Genomic DNA, 19,195 nt, shown 5'->3' on the forward strand with positions numbered 1-19,195 from the left:
TAGCAGGAGCTGTGCCAAACAGATGAAGGCCCGGAATAGAAGGGTTACAGGATTTTTTTGAGCGGAAAGTTGCTGATGGTTTTGCGGTGGTGAGCGGAAATCCGCTTATGGTTGCTGGCGTCATCGCAGGCAAGCCAGCTCCCACAGGAGTACGCATTTCAACTGTGGGAGCTGGCTTGCCTGCGATGGCGTCTTCGAAAACAGCTACAGAAACATCTCCCGCACCAACCCATGCCGCTGCATCTTTTCATTCAAGGTACGACGCGGCAGTTGCAGCTCGGCCAACACCGCCTTGATATCGCCTTTATGCCGCGTCAACGCAGCCTTGAGACAATGCGCCTCGAACGCCTCCTGCTGCGCCGCCAGGGATTGCCCGGCCTCGACGCCTTCCGGCTCCGGTTCACTCAGGCCCAGCACCTGGCGTTCGGCGACGTTGGCCAGCTCGCGCACATTGCCCGGCCAGTCATGGCTGAGCAGGCGCCCCAGTTGCGCACCGCTCAACGGTTCGGCGCTGCGGCCCAGGCGCTCGGCGGCGCTTTGGGCAAAGTGGTCGAACAGCAGCGGAATATCTTCACGCCGCTCGCGCAATGGCGGCAGGCGCAGTTGCGCGACGTTCAAGCGGTACGCCAGGTCTTCGCGAAAACGCCCGGCGCGGGCCTCTTCGAGCAGATCGGGCTTGGTGGCGGCAATGATGCGCAAGTCCACATGGATACTTTGGTTGGAGCCCAGTCGCTCCAGTTTCTGTTCCTGCAACACCCGCAACAATTTGACCTGCTGGGCCAGCGGCATGCTTTCGATTTCATCCAGGAACAGCGTGCCGCCGTGGGCATATTCCAGCTTGCCGATGCGTTTGCCCTGGGCGCCGGTGAACGCGCCGCTTTCGTGGCCGAACAGCTCGGCTTCAAACAGCTGCTCGGGGATGGCCGCGCAGTTGAGCGCGACAAAGGGCTTTTTGGCCCGTGGGCCAAAGTCATGCAAACAGCGCGCGACCAGTTCCTTGCCGCTGCCGGTTTCGCCACGGATCAGCACATTGACCGGCAGGCTGGCCAGGTCCAGCACTTGGCGGCGCAGGGTCTGTAAACCACGGGACACGCCGAGCAGGCTCGACTCCAGCTGCGCCCGATGGTCGGCCTGTTGATGCAGGCGACGGTTCTCCAGGATCAGCCCGCGTTTGTCCAAGGCGCGGCGCAGGCTGTTGAGCAGTGCGTCCGGGCTGAAGGGCTTTTCCAGAAAGTCGTAGGCACCGTCACGCATGGCTTCCACTGCCATCGGCACGTCGCCATGCCCGGTGAGCAAGATCACCGGCAAGTCGGCGTCACGCCGCTGCACTTCGGCCAGCAGCGCCAGGCCGCTGAGGCCGGGCATGCGCACGTCGCTCAAAATGACGCCAGGAAAGTCCTTGGGCAGATGTGCCAGGCATTCTTCGGCGCGACTGAACAACTGCACTTCAAACCCCGACAGGCTCAACCACTGTTCGACGGCGGAGCGAATACTCGCCTCGTCATCCACCACAATCACTGCGTTCAACATAGGTCGGGTGTCTCCAGCGCGATAGGCAGGGTCAGGGTAAATACCGCGCCGTCGCCACGGTTGCCGGCGAGCAGGCGCCCGCCCAGTTCATGCACGATGGCATAGGACACGGCCAACCCCAAGCCAAGCCCGTCGCCCACGGGTTTGGTGGTGAAAAATGGATCGAACACGCTGTTCAGATGCGCTTGGGCTATCCCGCCGCCGCTGTCGCTGACGGTCAGTTGCCACAGCTGCTGGTCGGCGTGGAGGCGGATTTCCAGGCGTTTGCGCGGTTTGTCGGCCATGGCGTCCAGCGCATTGCGTAGCAGGTTGATCAGCACTTGCTCCAGGCGGATCGCGTCACCACGCACCCAGGCAGGGCGGCTAAGGTCCAGCACCACACCAATGCTTTCATCGCGCAGACGGGCGTCGAGCAGGTGCAAGGATTGGTCGACCACCGTGGCCAAATCCAGCCGCTCACGCAGGCCGCTAGGGCTCTTGCGCGCGAAGGTCTTGAGGTGGCCGGTGAGCGCCGCCATGCGTGTGAGCATGTCGTCCAGCGGCGTCAGTGCCTTATAGGCATCGTCCACGCGGCCGTGATCGAGCAGCAGGCGCAAGGTCGCCAACTGCATGCGTTGGGCGGTCAGCGGCTGGTTGATTTCATGGGCGAGGGCGGCGGACATTTGCCCCAGGGCCGCCAGCTTGGCCGACTGCACCAGGCCGTCCTGCGCGGTGCGCAGCGCCTGGGTGCGCTCTTCGACAAGCTGTTCAAGCTCTTCGCGGCTGCGTTGGCGCAAGCGGGCCAGGCGCCAGCGTTGGTTCAGGAACAGCAGCAGAAACACCAGCGCCAGCCATGAACCGGCGGCGGCAAGGCCGGCGTTGCGTTGGTCTTCAAAGGCGAACTGCGGTTTGCGCAGCAGGTGCAAGGTCCAGCCTTCGGCTTTCAGCGGCAGGGATTCCCAGATGTAATGGGCGTTGCCGTCGGGGCCGTTGACCCGCATCAAGTGGCTGTTTTCGTCAAAGCGCTGCAGCGTCTGAGTGTCCAGCGGCTGCAGCTGTTTCTTGTCGTATTGGCGAGTTGCCTTGAGTTCGGCAAGGTCATTGGCCGACAAGGGGCGCAAGTTACGGTAACGCCAGCCCGGCTGGTTGGCGATAAACACGATGCCCCGCGCATCGCTCACCAGCAGCAGGTCGTTGCCTTGGGCCCATTCGCGCTCAAGTTCGGGGAACTCCAGCTTCACCACCATGGCGCCGAGGAACTGCTCGTGTTCATCGACCACGGCGCTGGAGAGGAAATAACCCGGAATGCCGGTGGTCACCCCCACCGCATAAAAACGCCCGGTGCCCTGGCTTTTGGTTTGGCTGAAATACGGACGAAACGCGTAGTTGTGCCCGACATAGCTGCTTGGTAGGTTCCAGTTACTGGCGGCCACGGCCAGGCCGTTACGGTCCATCAGTTCCAGGGTGGAAGACTGTGCGGCACCGTTGATGCGCTCCAGCTTGCGGTTGAGCAAGTCCTGGGTAGCGGTGTCCAGCGGGGCTTTGAGGGCGCTGATCATTTCCGAATCCAGCGCCAGTACGGCGGGCAGGGCGCGGTAACGTTCGATCAGGGTGTGCAGCGAATTGGCATACAGCGCCAATTGCTGATTGGCGCGAGCGGCGTCATCCACCAAGGCTTGGCGTTCGGCATGGCGGGTGGCCAAGGCGGCGGCCAGCACGGCGCCGGCGATGATCAACAGCGAGTAGAAAGTCAGTCGCAGGGGGCGAGGGATCACGATCATACGGTGATGAACAGGCGCGGTAAGGGCGAGCACCATAGCATGAGCCGCCGCAAACTTGTGGCAAGTGGAATGTCTGTGGGAGCTGGCTTGCCTGCGATGGCTTCACCTCGGTGCAACTGAAAACCGCGGTGAAGCCATCGCAGGCAAGCCAGCTCCCACATGATCGAGTTCGCCATAAAAAAGGCGACTGGGCCATTAGCCACAGTCGCCTTCATCCTTGCGGGGAAGTGCTTACTGAACTTCTACCGCCAGGCTTTCACTGATCTTTTTCTGCCAGATGGCAGGACCGGTGATGTGTACGGACTCGCCCTTGCTGTCCACCGCAACGGTGACCGGCATGTCTTTGACGTCGAACTCGTAGATCGCTTCCATGCCCAACTCGGCGAAGGCAACAACGCGCGACTTCTTGATGGCTTGCGCCACCAGGTAAGCAGCGCCGCCCACGGCCATCAGGTACACGGCTTTGTGATCCTTGATCGCTTCGATCGCAGTCGGGCCGCGCTCGGATTTGCCGATCATGCCGAGCAGACCGGTTTGCTCGAGGATCTGACGGGTGAACTTGTCCATCCGCGTGGCCGTGGTCGGGCCAGCCGGGCCAACCACTTCTTCGCGCACCGGATCAACCGGGCCGACGTAGTAGATGAAGCGACCCTTGAGGTCCACCGGCAGGGTTTCGCCCTTGTTGAGCATCTCGACCATGCGCTTGTGCGCCGCGTCGCGGCCAGTCAGCATCTTGCCGTTGAGCAACACGGTTTCGCCCGGCTTCCAGCTCTGCACTTCTTCCGGCGTCAGGGTGTCGAGGTTGACGCGGCGAGCCGACGGGCCGGCTTCCCAGACGATTTCCGGGTAGGCGTCGAGCGGTGGCGCTTCCAGCGACGCCGGGCCCGAACCGTCGAGCACAAAGTGCGCGTGACGGGTGGCGGCGCAGTTGGGGATCATGCACACCGGCAGCGAGGCTGCGTGGGTCGGGTAGTCCATGATTTTCACGTCGAGCACGGTGGTCAAACCACCCAGGCCCTGGGCGCCGATGCCCAGTTGGTTGACCTTCTCGAACAGCTCCAGACGCATCTCTTCGATACGGTTCTGCGGGCCGCGCTTTTTCAGCTCGTGGATGTCGATGGACTCCATCAACACTTCCTTGGCCATCACCGCAGCTTTCTCGGCGGTGCCGCCGATGCCGATGCCGAGCATGCCCGGTGGGCACCAGCCGGCGCCCATGGTCGGAACGGTCTTGAGCACCCAGTCGACGATCGAGTCGGACGGGTTGAGCATGGCCATTTTCGACTTGTTCTCGGAGCCGCCGCCTTTGGCCGCCACGTCCACTTCTACGGTGTTGCCCGGGACGATGGAGTAGTGGATGACCGCAGGAGTATTGTCCTTGGTGTTTTTACGCGCACCGGCCGGGTCGGCCAGGATGGAAGCGCGCAGGACGTTTTCCGGCAGGTTGTAGGCGCGACGCACGCCTTCGTTGATCATGTCGTCCAGGCCCATGGTGGCGCCGTCCCAACGTACATCCATGCCCACGCGCACGAACACGGTCACGATGCCGGTGTCCTGGCAGATCGGGCGATGGCCGGTGGCACACATGCGCGAGTTGATCAGGATCTGGGCGATGGAGTCACGGGCTGCCGGCGACTCTTCGCGCAGGTAGGCTTCGTGCATGGCCTGGATGAAGTCAACGGGGTGGTAGTAGGAAATGAATTGCAGGGCGTCGGCAACGCTCTGAATCAGGTCGTCTTGCTTGATCACGGTCATGAGTCGCGCTCCTCTATAAGGGAACATTCAATAAAGGTGGCTTCAGTGTTGCATCGGTCGGCTGAAACCACCTTTCCAAGGCACGCCACAGTGGTGCAAGGCGCGACGCTAAAAAGGCGCGGCAGTATAACCCGACGCGGTGGCCGATACACCCGACTATGGTCAAACTGTCGCAGGCATGATTCCCTGTGCGGGTCCCTTCTGATTGAGCCTTTATATGCCTGAACTGCACGTCGGCGAACGCCACTGGTCGGTAGCCACCGGCAGCAACCTGCTGGATGCCTTGAATCAGGCGGGGGTGGCTGTGCCCTACAGTTGCCGGGCGGGCAGTTGCCATGCGTGCCTGGTGCGTTGCCAGGGTGAGGTTTTGGATAAGCAGCCCGATGCCCTGAGCCCGGCGCAACGTCAGGACGGTTGGCGTCTGGCCTGCCAATGTGAGGTTGTCGCAGATTTACAGGTTGAAGCATTTGACCCGCTGCGCGATGGCTTGCCCGCGCATGTGGTGGGCGTCGACTGGTTGAACCCCGAGGTACTGCGCCTGCGCCTGCAACCCGAACGTGGCCTGCGTTATCGGGCCGGGCAGCATCTGGTGCTGTGGGCGGGGCAGGTGGCGCGCCCGTATTCGTTGGCCAGCTTGCCCCAGGAAGACCCGTTTTTGGAGTTTCATCTCGATTGCCGTCTGCCCGGTGAATTCAGCGATATTGCCCGGCAACTTCAGGTGGGCGACGGCCTGCGGCTCGGTGAGTTGCGAGGCGGGGCGCTGCAATATGATCCTGACTGGCAATCGCGGCCGCTGTGGCTGCTGGCATCCGGCACGGGGCTTGGGCCGTTATGGGGCGTGCTGCGCGAGGCGCTGCGCCAGGATCATCAAGGCGCCATCCGCGTGATTCACCTGGCCCATGATGCCGATGGGCATTATCTGGCCGAGCCCCTGGCGGCATTGGCTGCGCAGCACGCGAACCTGACTGTGGAGCTGTGGACGGCGGCGGAGTCGGCCCAGGCATTGGCGCAACTGCGGCTTGTTTCGCGGCAAACTCTGGCCTTACTCTGCGGGCACCCTGCCAATGTCGAGGCGTTTTCCAAACGCCTGTTCCTGGCGGGATTGCCGCGCAATCAACTGCTGGCCGATGTGTTCCTGCCGCGTGGTTGAGCGATGACTTTTCCAGCCGCGAGATTCGCCATGACCGACGCCATCCTGCTGCAACGCGAAGGCGGGCTGCTGACCCTGCAGCTCAATCGCCCCGACAAGAAAAATGCCCTGACCCGCGCCATGTACACCCAACTGGCCGAGGCGCTGGAACACGCTGATGCGGATTCAGGTATCCGGGCGGTGCTGATACAGGGCAGCAATGAATGTTTTACCGCCGGCAACGACATCGCCGACTTTCTCGAACAGCCGCCCAGTGATCTGGACAGCCCGCCGTTTCACTTCATGCAAAGCCTGCTCAACTGCCGCAAGCCGGTGATCGCGGCGGTAGCGGGTGCGGCGGTCGGTATCGGTACCACCCTGTTGCTGCATTGCGACCTTGTGTATATCAGTCGCGATGCGCGTTTGCGCATGCCGTTCGTCAACCTGGGGCTGTGCCCGGAATTTGGCTCCAGCCTGATCCTGCCTCGGCTGCTGGGGCATGCGAAAGCGGCTGAACTGTTGCTGTTGGGTGAAGGTTTTACCGGCGAGCAAGCGGCCGCGTGGGGGATTGCGACTGAGGCGATGGGTAGTGGCGAAGCGGCGCTGGCCAAGGCGCGGGAAGTTGCGCAGCGCTTTGAAACCCTGGCGCCGGGCGCGGTGCAGGTCAGCAAGCAGCTGATGAAAAGTGTCGACCGTGAACAGCTGCGGCAGGTGATTGAGGACGAGGGAGCGTTGTTTGTGCAGCGCTTGAAGTCGCCGGAGGCGATTGCGGCGTTGTCGGGGTTTATCACCCGGCGCTGATGACGCCATCGCAGGCAAGCCAGCTCCCACATTGGAATGCGGTCAACTGTGGGAGCTGGCTTGCCTGCGATGAGGCCCTTTGATTCAACAGATCTCCAGGCCTTTAAATACAAAAAGCCCCGCCATTCACATGGCGGGGCTTTTGTTTTTCAGCGTGTCACTCAGAACTGCGGGTCGCCCACGTGCAGGATCTTCATGCCATTGGTGCCACCGGTGGTGTGGTAGCTGTCGCCCTTGGTCAGGATGACCCAGTCGCCTTTCTCTACGACGCCACGCTTGACCAGTTCGTCGATCGCCTTCTGGCTCACTTCGTTCGGTGCCAGCGAAGCCGGATCGAACGGAATGGTGTACACGCCACGGAACAACGCCGCGCGGGCCTGGGCTTCGCGGTGTGGGGTGAACGCGTAGATCGGCACCGACGAACGGATACGCGACATGATCAGCGGGGTGTAGCCACTTTCGGTCAGGGCAATGATCGCTTTCACGCCCGGGAAGTGGTTGGCGGTGTACATGGCAGCCAGTGCGATGCTCTGGTCGCAGCTTTCGAACACTTTGCCGATGCGGTGGCTGGAGGTCTTGCTGGTCGGGTGCTTTTCGGCACCGACGCAGATACGCGCCATGGCCTGTACGGCTTCCAGCGGGTAAGGGCCGGCAGCACTTTCAGCCGAGAGCATCACGGCGTCGGTGTAGTCGAGCACGGCGTTGGCCACGTCGGACACTTCGGCACGGGTCGGCATCGGGTTCTGGATCATCGACTCCATCATCTGGGTCGCCACGATCACGGCCTTGTTGTGGCGGCGTGCGTGCAGAATGATCTTCTTCTGGATACCGATCAGCTCGGCATCACCGATTTCCACGCCCAGGTCGCCACGGGCAACCATCACAGCGTCGGAAGCGTTGATCAGGGCGTCGAGGGTTTCGTCATCGGCCACGGCTTCGGCGCGTTCGATCTTGGCCACCAGCCAGGCAGTACCGCCGGCTTCGTCGCGCAGCTTGCGGGCGTACTCCATGTCGGCAGCGTCGCGCGGGAAGGACACGGCGAGGTAGTCCACTTCCATTTCGGCGGCGAGCTTGATGTCGGCCTTGTCTTTTTCAGTCAGGGCCGGCGCCGTCAGGCCACCACCGCGACGGTTGATGCCTTTGTGGTCGGACAGTGGGCCACCGATGATCACGGTGCAGTTCAGCTCCGTCGAGGTGGCGGTGTCGACGCGCATGACCACGCGGCCGTCATCCAGCAGCAGTTCGTCGCCGACGCCGCAGTCCTTGACCAGATCCGGGTAGTCGATACCCACGACTTCCTGGTTGCCTTCGGTCAGCGAATGGCTGGTGGAAAAGGTGAACTTGTCACCGATCTTCAGCTCGATGCGCTTGTTGGCGAATTTGGCGATACGGATTTTCGGGCCTTGCAGGTCACCCAGCAGTGCCACGAAGCGGCCGTGCTTGGCGGCCAGGTCACGCACCAGCTTGGCGCGAGCCTTGTGCTCGTCCGGGGTGCCGTGGGAGAAGTTCAGACGGGCAACGTCCAAACCAGCCAGAATCAGCTGTTCGAGGACTTCCGGCGAGTTACTGGCCGGGCCAAGGGTGGCGACGATTTTGGTACGACGGACGGACATGCACAGACTCCTGAGTTCAAGCGCTGAGGAAGGCTACTATGCTCTTTGGTTGTAGTCATTGTTCGTTTGCACTACTTATCGAAGATTCGCTTGTTTTCGCTCCAATTGAATAGATGAACACCCTTGAAGATTTTCGGCGCGGGGTCGATACACTGCACAAGACAGGAGAACCCCCATGCGAATTTTGCTCATTGCTGCCCTGGCCGTCAGTGTTGTCGGCTGTACCCGCTGGTCCATGGACCATCATTTGAACAACGCTTACCGCGCCTATGGGGTGGGTGATTGCGCACGCGTGACCCTGGAATTGTCCCAGGTGGACCGCGAGAGCCGTACCCGTCGGTATGTGCAACCGGAAGTTTCGATGCTGCGCGGGCAATGTCTGGAGCGTCAGAAGCTGTTTGTTGATGCGGTGCAGACCTACCAGTTCATCATCAATCAATACCCGGCCAGCGAGTATGCCTACCGCGCCCGTGCCCGGCTCGACACCCTGCAGCAACTGGGCCATTACTCCGGCGCGAGTGTCGCGCAGCCACGGCCCGCATCACTTTGATGATATTTATCATTCCATAGCTGGCCCGTCGCCAGTCTTAAGCTATTCTTTGAGTGTTCGTTTGTACAAGTTTATGTTCAAACGAATGGATTGCTTGGGATTGGCAGCAGTAGGGCGATCAAGCGCACGCTGGATTCGCACCAATTTCCAGGGAGAGCGAACATTGCGTGTTCGTTCCGAATAACTGGCGCGGCCACTGATATGGCCAATGGATGGCGATTTCATCATGTTTACCGACCGAAGGATTGAGCGGCATCAGTTGTCTGGTTTCTTGAAAGTCTTCAACCGGCTTACGGATAAGCCAATTGGCTACTTGGGGAACGTGTCCGAAGATGGGCTGATGTTGATCAGCCAATTACCCATGATGGTTGATGTAGCATTTGAACTGCGTTTGAAAATCCCCATGGCAGACGGTGAGTTCCAGGCCATTGACCTCACGGCGATGTGCTTGTGGAGCCACGAAGATGTCAATCCGCAGCACTATGACTCAGGATTTCGCGTGGTCGAAGCGCCTGAGGCATACGGGCAATTGATCAGTGCCCTGTGTCATTACTTCAGCTTTGATCCTCTGCAGGCTTCCGTCTAGGCATTGCGCGTTGTCGACCCGCTCGGATGGGGTTAGCCGAGCGTGTGGTCGTGTGCTTGAGTCATAAAACACCGGCCTTTTTCCAGCTCAGATAACGCGTCACCAAGGCGGCCCCCAGCCCCGAGGGGAGCGTATCCAGCACCGACAAGCCGTGGGCGCTCAAGCGCTCATGCAGATCGTTTCTTTTATTGAGATAGTCGACAGTCCCGCTGTAGGCCAGCGCTTCAGGCAAGGTTTGCACGGGGGCCTGGCGCAGTTGGTCGAGTACGTCTTCGCGCAGGCTGGCGACCAGCACCCGGTGTTGCCGGCTGATGCGCTTGACCGCTGCGAGTAACTCCTCATCATCTTCATCGCGAAGATTGGTCACCACGATCACTAATGCCCGACGTTTCTGCCGGGCCATTAATTGGCTGGCGGCGGCCCCATAGTCGGCAGTACGGCGGGTGGTGTCGAGGTCGTAAACAGCATTGAGCAACAGGTTCAGTTGGCCGCTGCCTTTGACGGGCGCCAGGTAGCGCGGCTGGTCGCAGGCAAAGGTGCTCAGCCCGACAGCATCGCCTTGGCGCAAGGCAACGTAACTGAGCAGCAGGCAAGCATTAAGGGCGTGGTCGAAGTGAGCGAGTTCGGCGTCCTGGCTGCGCATGCGCCGACCACAATCGAGCATGAGCACAATCTGCTGGTCGCGCTCGTCCTGATATTCCCGGGCGATGGGCGTGCGCTGGCGCGCGGTGGCTTTCCAGTCGATCTGGCGCAGGCTGTCACCCTCGCGAAACTCACGCAATTGATGAAACTCCAGCCCCAACCCCCGGCGTTGGCGCTGGCGAACCCCCAATTGGCTCAACCAACTGTCCACGCCCAGCAGTTGTGCGCCGTACAAACGGGCAAAGTCAGGGTAGACCCGCGTTGTATCCGGGGCTGCAACAAAGCGCCTCGCAGACCACAACCCGAAAGGGCTGGGCAGGTGAATCTCACAGCGACTGAAACTGAAGTGCCCACGCCGCAAGGGCCGCAATCGATAGCCCAGTTCGCTTCGCTGGCCCGGCAGAAGTTCGATGGGCTGCGGCATATTCTCCACGCTCAGGCCGTCAGGCGCGTGGTCGAATACCTGCACGGTCAGCGGCTGCGGGAAGTCATGTTCAAGGGTCAGGCGTACTTCACCCCAACGGCCCAAGGCCAGGCTACCCGGCATTTGCCGTTGCACCCGTGGGCACGGCAGGCGCCGCAGGCGCAGGGCGTCCAGCAGTGCCAATAGAAACAGCGCCAGCAAAAGGCCCCACGCCACTTTATGCAGTGTGTCGGGTACGTTGAGCTGGAGCGCCGTAGCCGCGCCCAACAGGGTGTTCAAACCCAGGAGGACGCCAAGCCAGATCAGCAGCAGACGAGTTGGCTTCATGGCCGGGTCATTGCCGAGGTGCCGGAATCTGCTCCAGCAGCTGCTTGAGCACCTGATCCACTTCCAACCCGTCAATGTCCAATTCGGGGGCGATACGCACGCGATGGCGCAGCACCGCCAAGGCGCAACCCTTGATATCGTCAGGGGTGACGAACTCGCCACCGCGCAGCAAGGCCCGGGCGCGGGCGCCGCGAACCAGGGCGATGGAGGCACGCGGGCCTGCACCGATGGTCAGCCCTGGCCAACTGCGCGTGGCGCGGGCCAGGCGCACGGCGTAGTCGAGTACTTGCTCATCCAGCGGCAGTTCGCTGGCAATTTGCTGCAACTGCAACACGTCCTCTGCCTGCAGCACTGTGCGCAGTGGCTGCACATCCAGCATGTCGGCCCTGGAGGAGCGGGTGACTTCGCGGACCATTTCCAGCTCCTGCTGCGCATCGGGGTAGTCCATGCGCACTTTGAGCATGAACCGGTCCAGCTCGGCCTCGGGCAGGGGGTACGTGCCTTCCTGTTCGATGGGGTTCTGGGTCGCCAGCACCATGAACGGTTGGCCAATGGGCAGCGCTTCGCCCTCGAGGGTGACTTGGCGTTCCTGCATGGCTTCAAGCAGGGCGGCCTGGGTCTTGGCGGGGGCGCGATTGATTTCATCGGCCAGCAACAGGTGGGTGAACAGCGGCCCCTTGCGCAGCTTGAACTGCTCACTGTGCAGGTCGTACACGGCGTGGCCGGTGACATCGCTGGGCATCAGGTCCGGGGTGAACTGGATACGGGCAAAGTCGCCACCAAAACAGCGTGCCAGCGCGCGAACCAACAGGGTTTTGCCGAGCCCTGGCACACCTTCGAGCAGTATGTGACCACCGGCGATCAATGCGGTGAGCACGTCGTCGATCACCTGGTCCTGGCCAATCACCGCCTTACGCAGTTCAACGCGCAGAGCCTGTGCCTGCTGGCTGGCTTTTTGAAGGCTTTCGGCAGTCGGGGCGGTGGCCGTGGGAAATTCGCTCACAAATTCCGGAGCCTTGCTAACTGTTAGGTCTTGATTATCTTCCATAAATCAATCACTTACTCAATCTAACGGTTTTAGTTAAGATTTTGGCCAGTACGCCTTTTTTTGGTAACGGTGCTCACGTTCACAAGTCTTGTAGACAGCTAACGGTAACCTACTCCATCCCCTCATCCGAGCAAGAGTTGGTAGCATCAATCCTTTTCCAGTATCGATGGACAGTCGACAGAGCTAGCCCGGTCTCGCGTGCAATCTGCGATTGATTCATCCCCGCCGCCTTGAGCTCGCGGACTGCGCTTTCGTTTTCTCTATTTTGAGGCTTGCCTGGTTTACGGTGGGCAACGTCGCCGTCAGAAAGCTGATCAGCAAGAATTCCCAGCCCTCCTTCCTTCTCAAAAGCGCGAAGCTGCTTTAAAGCCGTCTCCATTAGAACGGGATAGGGGGTATTAAGCCGTTTGGCTAGGCACAAAGCTAAGAGGGCTAGAGGATCTATTCGAAGGCCTTCAGCAAGGCTCTCGAACTTCTCAAGGGTAATACTTGTTTCGCCTCGTTCGAGGGCGCTGAGCTTGGATTTTGCGGAGGTGTCGGAAAGGTCTTCGTGTCGAAGCTGACGCTGCAGGCGCAGTGCTCGGATTGCGCCTGCGAGTGCGATTCTAAGCTGCATGGCTCACTCAAAAGTCAGGATATAGCCACACAGGAGGGTTTCCGTTAAATATCAAAATGAGGTAGTATTGCGCATAGTTTGATTTAAAGGCAGGACAAGTCAGCCCTTCCCAGGTATCTGCAGAGTCCTAATTGGCAATTTATGGAAATTGCTGGCGTGTGATGAGCCCGCTTGGTGTGCAGTTGGCTGACACTCCAGTAAACCTCAAACCTCCTGCAGTCGGTCTATCGCTCGTGGTCAATTAAGAGGCTGCCCATGGTTGGAGTTATTGGTGAAGGGCTCATGGGAGACAGTGGAGCCCCTCTATTTGGGTCAGAGCTCAGTCTCGAAGATGCTTTGGCTGCGGCCAGAAAGCGCTACAAATGGATGCCCCTCTGCGCCGTCGAAGAATGGACAATCCTAGACGCCATCGTCACCGACGAAGAGCGAGCGAAGATAACCGCCGCAGGCTGTCAGCCAATGTTTATGTATGCCCACAAGGTCGTGGACGATGAGCAGAGACGTTTCGAGCCTGGTCACTGGGTGAGATCAAGCATCGGCGCAGCGCTCAACGACAGCTTTCTGTTCGAAACTCGCAATACTGTTTACGTCCTTCTCGGGCCGGGGTATCGCAAGTCAGCATCAATTCAAACGATCTTCTCCCTATTTTGAATTTACCAACCCGGCTGCTTTGCGACCGGAGAAAACTGAGGCACCTGATGTTCATAACTGAAGATTCAGACTCTATCGGCGTTCCAGGATTTTTTGGCGAGGGCTCGATGCACTGGAAGGGGGTGTCGAGGGTGCTCAGATCGCACTGGTATCATCTGACCGTCCGAATCACCGAGCAAGGTAGCAGCACAGAGTTCACGCGCATGATCGAAGGTGAGCACAGACTCCAGCAAATGCTCGTGCAGCAAAATGCAGGGGAAGTGATAGTCGACGTGCAAGTGGTTACCCCGCAGTGGATGAATAACTGCGATGGCTGGGGTATGGATCGCGTCGTCAAGGTGACTGTTGGTTACGATGACGATGACTTTGAAGTCTGCCTAATTGAGGTGGCCAATGGGCTTATTTACCACAGCTCACATTGCCCAGATTTTCAAATAGAGGCATTAAAGAACCGCAGGCCAATCTTTCTCGAAACCATGATTCGATCAGCCTGATAGCTGCAAGGTTTTTGGCACAGTATCAGCATGCCTGGTTCTGTGCGGATTTCTTGGTAACGCAATATAGACTGCAACCGGAGCGCGATGATGCTGGATACGTTAGATGTTAATTTTCACGGAAAACGCCATACAGATTTTGATCTCAAGCGAATTATAAAAGCTCAGGAGCAAGGTTTTGACGTGCCAGTGACCGCCTACCTCTGTGGCGTGTCCATCAAGTCACGAGCAGGTATCGGTGTCGTTTTTGGCCACAGGCGTAAAGATCAGTACGGTCGGTTTGGCGATGGTCACCTGATCAGGACTTCTGATGTATTGAAAGTCGAACGTGAGGGGCGATTTTGGGTAATGACCACTGTGAATTCGCGTTACGTGCTCGCCACGTTCCAACGTGGTAATGGGCGTTCTAGTCTGCGCGAGTTTCTACGCCTTCCAATAAGCAGCTATCACTTTACGCCGCGCGTTCTTCAATAATAAAGCATTCGTTTTAGCAAGCAGAAGCTAGTAGGTAATCTCTGATTTGCATTAAGACATCAAGGCTAGCTTGGTTAGGCACAGATTTCCATATTTCAAGCGGCCACCTCCGTCTAGTAATGATTTTGACCTAAGCTCTTAATTTAGGTAGCTCATACTATCTTCTATTAACGTATGAAAAGATTTTTGATTTCTTGAATTTTGTCAAATAATGGAATAAACCCACTAAATGATACGTTATCAAATGGTGGCGTAGCTGTATATATTTGGCTCGCAAAATCATTCTTGCTTAGTGCAATGCTTTCTTTGGTTGAGATGTCAATAACATTTGAATCTACTATAAGAGATTTAGCGGGTAGTTTTATGAAAACGTTTGGTTCTTTAATGTGGCAACTGTGTTTGTCGAATTCATCTCTGGAAAACAGCCTTCTTCCTTTGCTATCAGGCATGAAAAGATCCTTGTCTTCATAGAGATGTTCAATGCATATGTCGGGCTCTGCTCTAAATTTTGGGTATGGAAGTATAAGGCTGTAAACATTGTTGTTGTGATCAAGATAGTCGCTTGAAGATCCTCCCATTGATTTAATGTAACTTGGCTCGTCACGATCAAATAAGCATATGGTCAGGCAGCGCTGGGGTGTTGCACTCAAGTTGTGACAAAGCTTTTGTAGATTACTACTGCCATTCTCCTTGGGTTCATTAAATTTTAAATTTAAATCACCGTACAAGCCTCTATTTTGAGCATCTTTAAAGGCGGTTTCAATATGTTTTCTATCAGTGATGCCTTCAACAAAAAGGCACACTTCTTGAGTTATAGACTGTGCGGAAAGTTTTGGGTCAAAAGAATATGTCGGATCCAGTTTTTTTAACCTGGTCGCTAGTTTTAGGAAAACTGGGTCAGATTCCCCCTTGATGTGGCGTAAATGATTTATCTTGCCGCGTAAGACCCATCTGAACCTTGGCTTGGCTTTCTCAAATCGGTTACGAAAGTCGCTTTTTTTCGCCCAGTGCTCTTCTGCAGCGACCAGGCCGTGATTCTCCCAAGCGTAAAGGGCAGCACGTATCTGTTTGATGAATTCCTTCGGTACATTGGGTTTTGAGTTAATGACGATTCCGGTGACCATCTGACGCTGAGAAGTTGGCCTTAATGATGTTTTTTCTTCATTTGGAGTAAAACCAGCTGTAAGGATGACTGCCTTAAGTTCTTCACCAATAATAACATTGCTGTCATTTTCGGATTTATGGGCAAGTGCTAAAGGAAATAGGCTGTTGCTCGTAGAGAAATAAAGATCGTCTGCATAGCGACTATAGTAGCATTTGTACCTGGATGCGAGCTTCTGCAGATTATAATCAAGCCCCCGGCAAATAACATTAGTTATCCACGGGCTGAGCGGGCTTCCCTGGGGTAGCGTGCCATGCTTGGTGGCGATAAGGGCTAGTGCTCGTGCAGTTTTATAACTGAGGTTGAAGGGTTGTGAGCTAAACATTCCAGCAACTCTAACTGCGGTGACGCTTGGGAAGAAGTCTTTTAAATCGACCCTTAATACCCAACGCTGTCGCACATGCCTCTCACTATTTTGAAGAATGCCGCGCCCTGGTATGTAACCAAAAGCGCACTTTCTGAATTCGATTTCCCCAGAAAAATTCTCATAGACCAATTTCTGAATGTCTTTTAGCCCTTTGATTGGTGCGTCAATAGATCTATCTTTGCCTGATCTCTTTTTTATGGCGAATGTGTTATATGCGTCTGCGGGTTTTATGTAGTACGCATAATAAGCTAGTTTTCCGCGTTTGATCGATAGGTAGTTTGCGAGATCTTGGAGGGTAACTATCGGAGGGATTGCCATTTAGAGTCCTTTCTTGTAAGGAGCTCGATCAAGACTCCAACTGCGCAGCGTGATACCTCCGCGCGCGACTCGGAGAGTCAATGCTGTAAGTACAACAAGCTAAGACGAATGCATCTTAGAAATGCGAGTCTTGATCGAGCCGGTCAGATACTAATACGGATGGCATGTTGATGCCAACCAAATGCGCAAACTCGATACAGCGTGTCGTCCAGCAGTCCGACCTCGTTGTCGCGGTGTTTCGTCTGCGCACTGGGCGTTGGAGGTCAACGACTTTCTCCGCTTTGGACGACTTCTGTGCGCTCTACAGCGCTAGCAAAGACTACCTAGAAGCATGCATTGATGAAGCGTTTGCGGACTTATTTGGTGTGCCTGATTACCTAGATGGCCTTGGGCGTCGCATACGGGCTCAGGTCTGCCGCAGCACAGGTATCCCGGTCGGGGTTGGTATTGCAGGTACAAAAAAACCTGAGCAGGCTTGCTAATCACGCCGGTAAAAAGTGGCATGCGCAGAGTGCTGAGGGCGCGCGTCACTTCCAGCGAAGTCAGTGCCCCACCTTGCTTGATCACCGTTGCACCTGCGAGGCCGTCGCAGGTCGAAACGTGCTACCCGAAGTCTCCACCGTATGGATTTCTGGTCTGCGGAGTCGTAATCTCGACAAAATATTCGCAGCTCATTCGAACCGGGCCTTTGCAGGGAGCATGATCGTTGGAAATTCGTAGTGTCAAAGCTGACCGTGTTTGGCTTGATCTGAAACCTAAAGTCGACGGCGGCAGTAATCGAGTAGACCTCCTGACGGGCCCTAATGGTTCTGGAAAGTCAGAAATCCTGAGCTTTCTAGCCAACACTTTTAAATCCGGCAAACACAAGGGGGATCATGGGGCGATTGAATACAGGAGCCAGTTTGGTAATTGGCCCTATCAATCTAAACCGAAAGACTCCCATGAACCCTCAAGAGTTATTGCACAGACTTACAGTCCGTTTAACCGTTTTCCACCTCCGCTAACTCACGAGTCCTCTCTTACTAAGGTTTACTCGGAGGGCGCAGAATCAAGTTCTTTATACGTGTGTGCTGGCCTTCATAGATCTACGCGAGTGGTCAGTTCAAGCTTGTCAAAGAATACTCTTGAGCAGGCTATTTATCGCTTAAGCGAATCACTTGAAAGTGTGGGGTCAATACTCCGCGTGATGGAAAACTTAAAACTTTCAGACAGTTTCGAATTCACCTATGAGGCCAGGCCTGGCCTGCGCGATCTGCGAAATGCTGTGCGCGGTGGATATGTGGTGAATTATTTAGAGCTTCAAAAAGAAGAGTCTCTTCGTAGAAAGTACCCACGCTCAGGCTTGCTAATGGAGCTCCGAAAAGAAAGTCCTGTGAAACTCGGAGAACTGGTCACTGAAGCGTTTAGTTTACTAGGGGACGATCTACGAGAGTTTAGCCAATTTAAACGTGGAATTGGCTCTATCGGACGTAGTGATCGATATGAATATGCGGCCTTTCAATCATTGTCGCTGCTTAGACGCTTAGACCTCCTCACGCTCCGACGGTGTGAGCTCACAAGTTTTTCAGGGGAGACTTTCGATGTTGCCAATGCAAGTTCTGGGCAGCAGCAGATGCTTTGCTCGGTTATAGGTCTCGCAACAGCCCTCAGAGATGACAGCCTTGTGTTAATCGACGAGCCGGAGCTAAGCCTTCACCCGCGCTGGCAGCAACAATATCTGGATAACCTGTTTGCGACTTTAGAACCCTTCAAGGGTTGTCATGTGTTGGTGGCCACTCACTCGCCATTGATTGTACAGCGGGGCCATGCCTTAGGAGCTGGAGTTGTTCAGGTGAACAAAGAGTCTGCTTCGGAGCCTTTAGATCAAGATGGTGAGTCGGTAGAGGCGACGCTGCAAAACGTATTTGATACTCCTGTGACTGGAAGCGTCCACCTAGCCAATGAGATTTTTACACTGATTACGGATGCTGAATCTGAAGGTGGCTTTGTCAGGGAACAATCCCTCGAGGAACTGAAGCGATTGGAACTTCTCTATTCTGATGGTGAATACCGTGATGAGAAAACCTTGCAACTTATTCGAGATGCCATAGGTTTGGTGAATATGGATATTCAGTACAATGCGTGAAATTCGGAGAAAAGCTGAGGTTTTCGGTGGTTTCCTAAAACTGACACAGATGCAGCACGATAAATTGAAAGCCGATAGCGCGGCAAACGTAGCTCTATGGACGGAGACCGCTGGGGAAGTCGGTGCTTTGGTTGCTCAATTCAGACTTGAAGTTAAGGGGCACTATTATCTCCGTCAACAAAATATGTGTTGCTATTGCTGTAAGGAGCTCGACGCTCATAAGGGGTCTTATGATGCGGAACACATAGTGGATAAAAAAGGTTATCCGCAATTCATGTTTTTTTTTGAAAATATAGCGGCGGTTTGTAAAACCTGTAATGGGTCTAAAAGTAACAAGCCAGTTTTAGCTCCTGGTGTCTCGGTTGTTGACTTTCCTAATGATACAGTCAGCTATATTTTGGTGCATCCTCATCACGATGAGTGGGGGGAATATCTCGAGTATGACGTCATTGGCCGAATAGTGCCTAAACCCCCTAGTCTCAAAGGAGCCAACACCATCCGCATTTGTGGGATAAATTTCCTAAATGCCGCCCGCCTCGCCGGCCATTTCCTCCCGGGTGACAGTGAAGTGGCTGAGAAAAATTTGGAAAGTTTTTTTCGCATAAAGATGAAAGCTCATAAAATTAAACGACTTGAGGTGCTCAGAACAATGGCCGAAAAATTTGACCTTGCAAAAGCCAAGGCGATCATTGGCGTACTGGAGCAGGAGGTGTAACGATTACGCGCACGAGGCGTGAATGAGCCTATGTAGTGGTCTAATGAAACCGGACACCCATTTAGGCGAGAATGCTCGCCAGATCGAGGTGTCAGATGACCAAACAAC

17 protein-coding genes and 1 pseudogene are annotated in these 19,195 nt (G+C 56.3%); 10 read left to right on the top strand and 8 right to left on the bottom strand.

The window, feature by feature from the left end:
• Nucleotides 1-204 precede the first annotated feature (204 nt).
• The 3 genes from AOA59_RS01205 to AOA59_RS01215 all read right to left on the bottom strand — a co-directional run bounded on the left by AOA59_RS01205 (nt 205) and on the right by AOA59_RS01215 (nt 5,045).
• Nucleotides 205-1,530 (bottom strand): sigma-54 dependent transcriptional regulator, encoded by a 1,326-nt coding sequence (locus tag AOA59_RS01205; RefSeq protein WP_099485547.1) that lies wholly within the window; start codon nt 1,528-1,530, stop codon nt 205-207.
• Complete coding sequence (locus AOA59_RS01210; RefSeq protein WP_065930423.1) at nt 1,524-3,290, bottom strand: ATP-binding protein; 1,767 nt, start codon at nt 3,288-3,290, stop codon at nt 1,524-1,526. The genes AOA59_RS01205 and AOA59_RS01210 overlap by 7 nt, the downstream gene beginning before the upstream one ends.
• Nucleotides 3,291-3,521: 231 nt before the next feature.
• The gene (locus AOA59_RS01215; RefSeq protein ID WP_010208051.1) at nt 3,522-5,045 is read right to left on the bottom strand and encodes a fumarate hydratase; all 1,524 of its coding nucleotides are present in this window, start codon (nt 5,043-5,045) and stop codon (nt 3,522-3,524) included.
• 217 nt (nt 5,046-5,262) lie between these two features.
• On the opposite strand from AOA59_RS01215, the gene AOA59_RS01220 reads away from it, so the two are divergent.
• Nucleotides 5,263-6,195, top strand: a complete 933-nt coding sequence (locus tag AOA59_RS01220; RefSeq protein ID WP_099485549.1) for an iron-sulfur-binding ferredoxin reductase — start codon at nt 5,263-5,265, stop codon at nt 6,193-6,195.
• 30 nt (nt 6,196-6,225) lie between these two features.
• Entirely contained in the window at nt 6,226-6,975 is a 750-nt protein-coding gene (locus AOA59_RS01225) for an enoyl-CoA hydratase-related protein (protein WP_099485551.1), read from the top strand.
• 161 nt (nt 6,976-7,136) lie between these two features.
• Here the strand turns inward: AOA59_RS01225 and pyk are convergent, their stop codons facing one another.
• Nucleotides 7,137-8,588: a pyruvate kinase gene (pyk, locus tag AOA59_RS01230; RefSeq protein ID WP_017139781.1), complete on the bottom strand. Its 1,452-nt coding sequence runs from the start codon at nt 8,586-8,588 to the stop codon at nt 7,137-7,139.
• 175 nt (nt 8,589-8,763) lie between these two features.
• On the opposite strand from pyk, the gene AOA59_RS01235 reads away from it, so the two are divergent.
• Nucleotides 8,764-9,138 (top strand): tol-pal system YbgF family protein, encoded by a 375-nt coding sequence (locus AOA59_RS01235; RefSeq protein ID WP_056858550.1) that lies wholly within the window; start codon nt 8,764-8,766, stop codon nt 9,136-9,138.
• A 226-nt stretch (nt 9,139-9,364) separates the two neighbouring features.
• Entirely contained in the window at nt 9,365-9,724 is a 360-nt protein-coding gene (locus AOA59_RS01240) for a PilZ domain-containing protein (RefSeq protein WP_065930487.1), read from the top strand.
• Nucleotides 9,725-9,785: 61 nt separating this feature from the next.
• On the opposite strand, the gene AOA59_RS01245 is transcribed toward AOA59_RS01240, so the two are convergent.
• The 3 genes from AOA59_RS01245 to AOA59_RS01255 form a co-directional block, all read right to left on the bottom strand.
• The gene (locus AOA59_RS01245) at nt 9,786-11,117 is read right to left on the bottom strand and encodes a DUF58 domain-containing protein (protein ID WP_099485552.1); all 1,332 of its coding nucleotides are present in this window, start codon (nt 11,115-11,117) and stop codon (nt 9,786-9,788) included.
• A 7-nt stretch (nt 11,118-11,124) separates the two neighbouring features.
• A complete protein-coding gene (locus AOA59_RS01250; RefSeq protein WP_056858552.1) occupies nt 11,125-12,120 on the bottom strand; it encodes a MoxR family ATPase in 996 nt (331 codons plus the stop codon).
• Between the two features lie 154 nt (nt 12,121-12,274).
• On the bottom strand, nt 12,275-12,781 hold the full coding sequence (locus AOA59_RS01255) for a helix-turn-helix domain-containing protein (RefSeq protein WP_099485554.1): 507 nt from the start codon (nt 12,779-12,781) through the stop codon (nt 12,275-12,277).
• Between the two features lie 255 nt (nt 12,782-13,036).
• Here AOA59_RS01255 and AOA59_RS01260 point away from each other — a divergent pair, with 255 nt between their 5' ends.
• From AOA59_RS01260 to AOA59_RS01270, 3 genes are all read left to right on the top strand, one after another.
• On the top strand, nt 13,037-13,432 hold the full coding sequence (locus AOA59_RS01260) for a hypothetical protein (RefSeq protein WP_099485556.1): 396 nt from the start codon (nt 13,037-13,039) through the stop codon (nt 13,430-13,432).
• Nucleotides 13,433-13,479: 47 nt separating this feature from the next.
• Complete coding sequence (locus AOA59_RS01265; RefSeq protein WP_099485558.1) at nt 13,480-13,926, top strand: hypothetical protein; 447 nt, start codon at nt 13,480-13,482, stop codon at nt 13,924-13,926.
• Nucleotides 13,927-14,016: 90 nt separating this feature from the next.
• Complete coding sequence (locus tag AOA59_RS01270) at nt 14,017-14,400, top strand: hypothetical protein (protein ID WP_099485570.1); 384 nt, start codon at nt 14,017-14,019, stop codon at nt 14,398-14,400.
• A 167-nt stretch (nt 14,401-14,567) separates the two neighbouring features.
• Here the strand turns inward: AOA59_RS01270 and AOA59_RS01275 are convergent, their stop codons facing one another.
• On the bottom strand, nt 14,568-16,247 hold the full coding sequence (locus tag AOA59_RS01275) for a reverse transcriptase domain-containing protein (RefSeq protein WP_099485560.1): 1,680 nt from the start codon (nt 16,245-16,247) through the stop codon (nt 14,568-14,570).
• A 335-nt stretch (nt 16,248-16,582) separates the two neighbouring features.
• On the opposite strand from AOA59_RS01275, the pseudogene AOA59_RS33070 reads away from it, so the two are divergent.
• The 3 genes and pseudogenes from AOA59_RS33070 to AOA59_RS01290 all read left to right on the top strand — a co-directional run.
• A pseudogene (locus AOA59_RS33070) lies at nt 16,583-16,760 on the top strand (DNA polymerase V subunit UmuC); the annotation flags it as partial.
• A 193-nt stretch (nt 16,761-16,953) separates the two neighbouring features.
• Nucleotides 16,954-18,372, top strand: a complete 1,419-nt coding sequence (locus AOA59_RS01285; protein ID WP_143522744.1) for an AAA family ATPase — start codon at nt 16,954-16,956, stop codon at nt 18,370-18,372.
• The gene (locus tag AOA59_RS01290; protein ID WP_099485564.1) at nt 18,365-19,087 is read left to right on the top strand and encodes a hypothetical protein; all 723 of its coding nucleotides are present in this window, start codon (nt 18,365-18,367) and stop codon (nt 19,085-19,087) included. Before AOA59_RS01285 ends, AOA59_RS01290 begins: the two co-directional genes overlap by 8 nt.
• Nucleotides 19,088-19,195 lie beyond the last annotated feature (108 nt).

Origin of the sequence: Pseudomonas sp. 2822-15 (assembly GCF_002742515.1) — a bacterium.
Classification (GTDB): Bacteria; Pseudomonadota; Gammaproteobacteria; order Pseudomonadales; family Pseudomonadaceae; genus Aquipseudomonas; species Aquipseudomonas salomonii.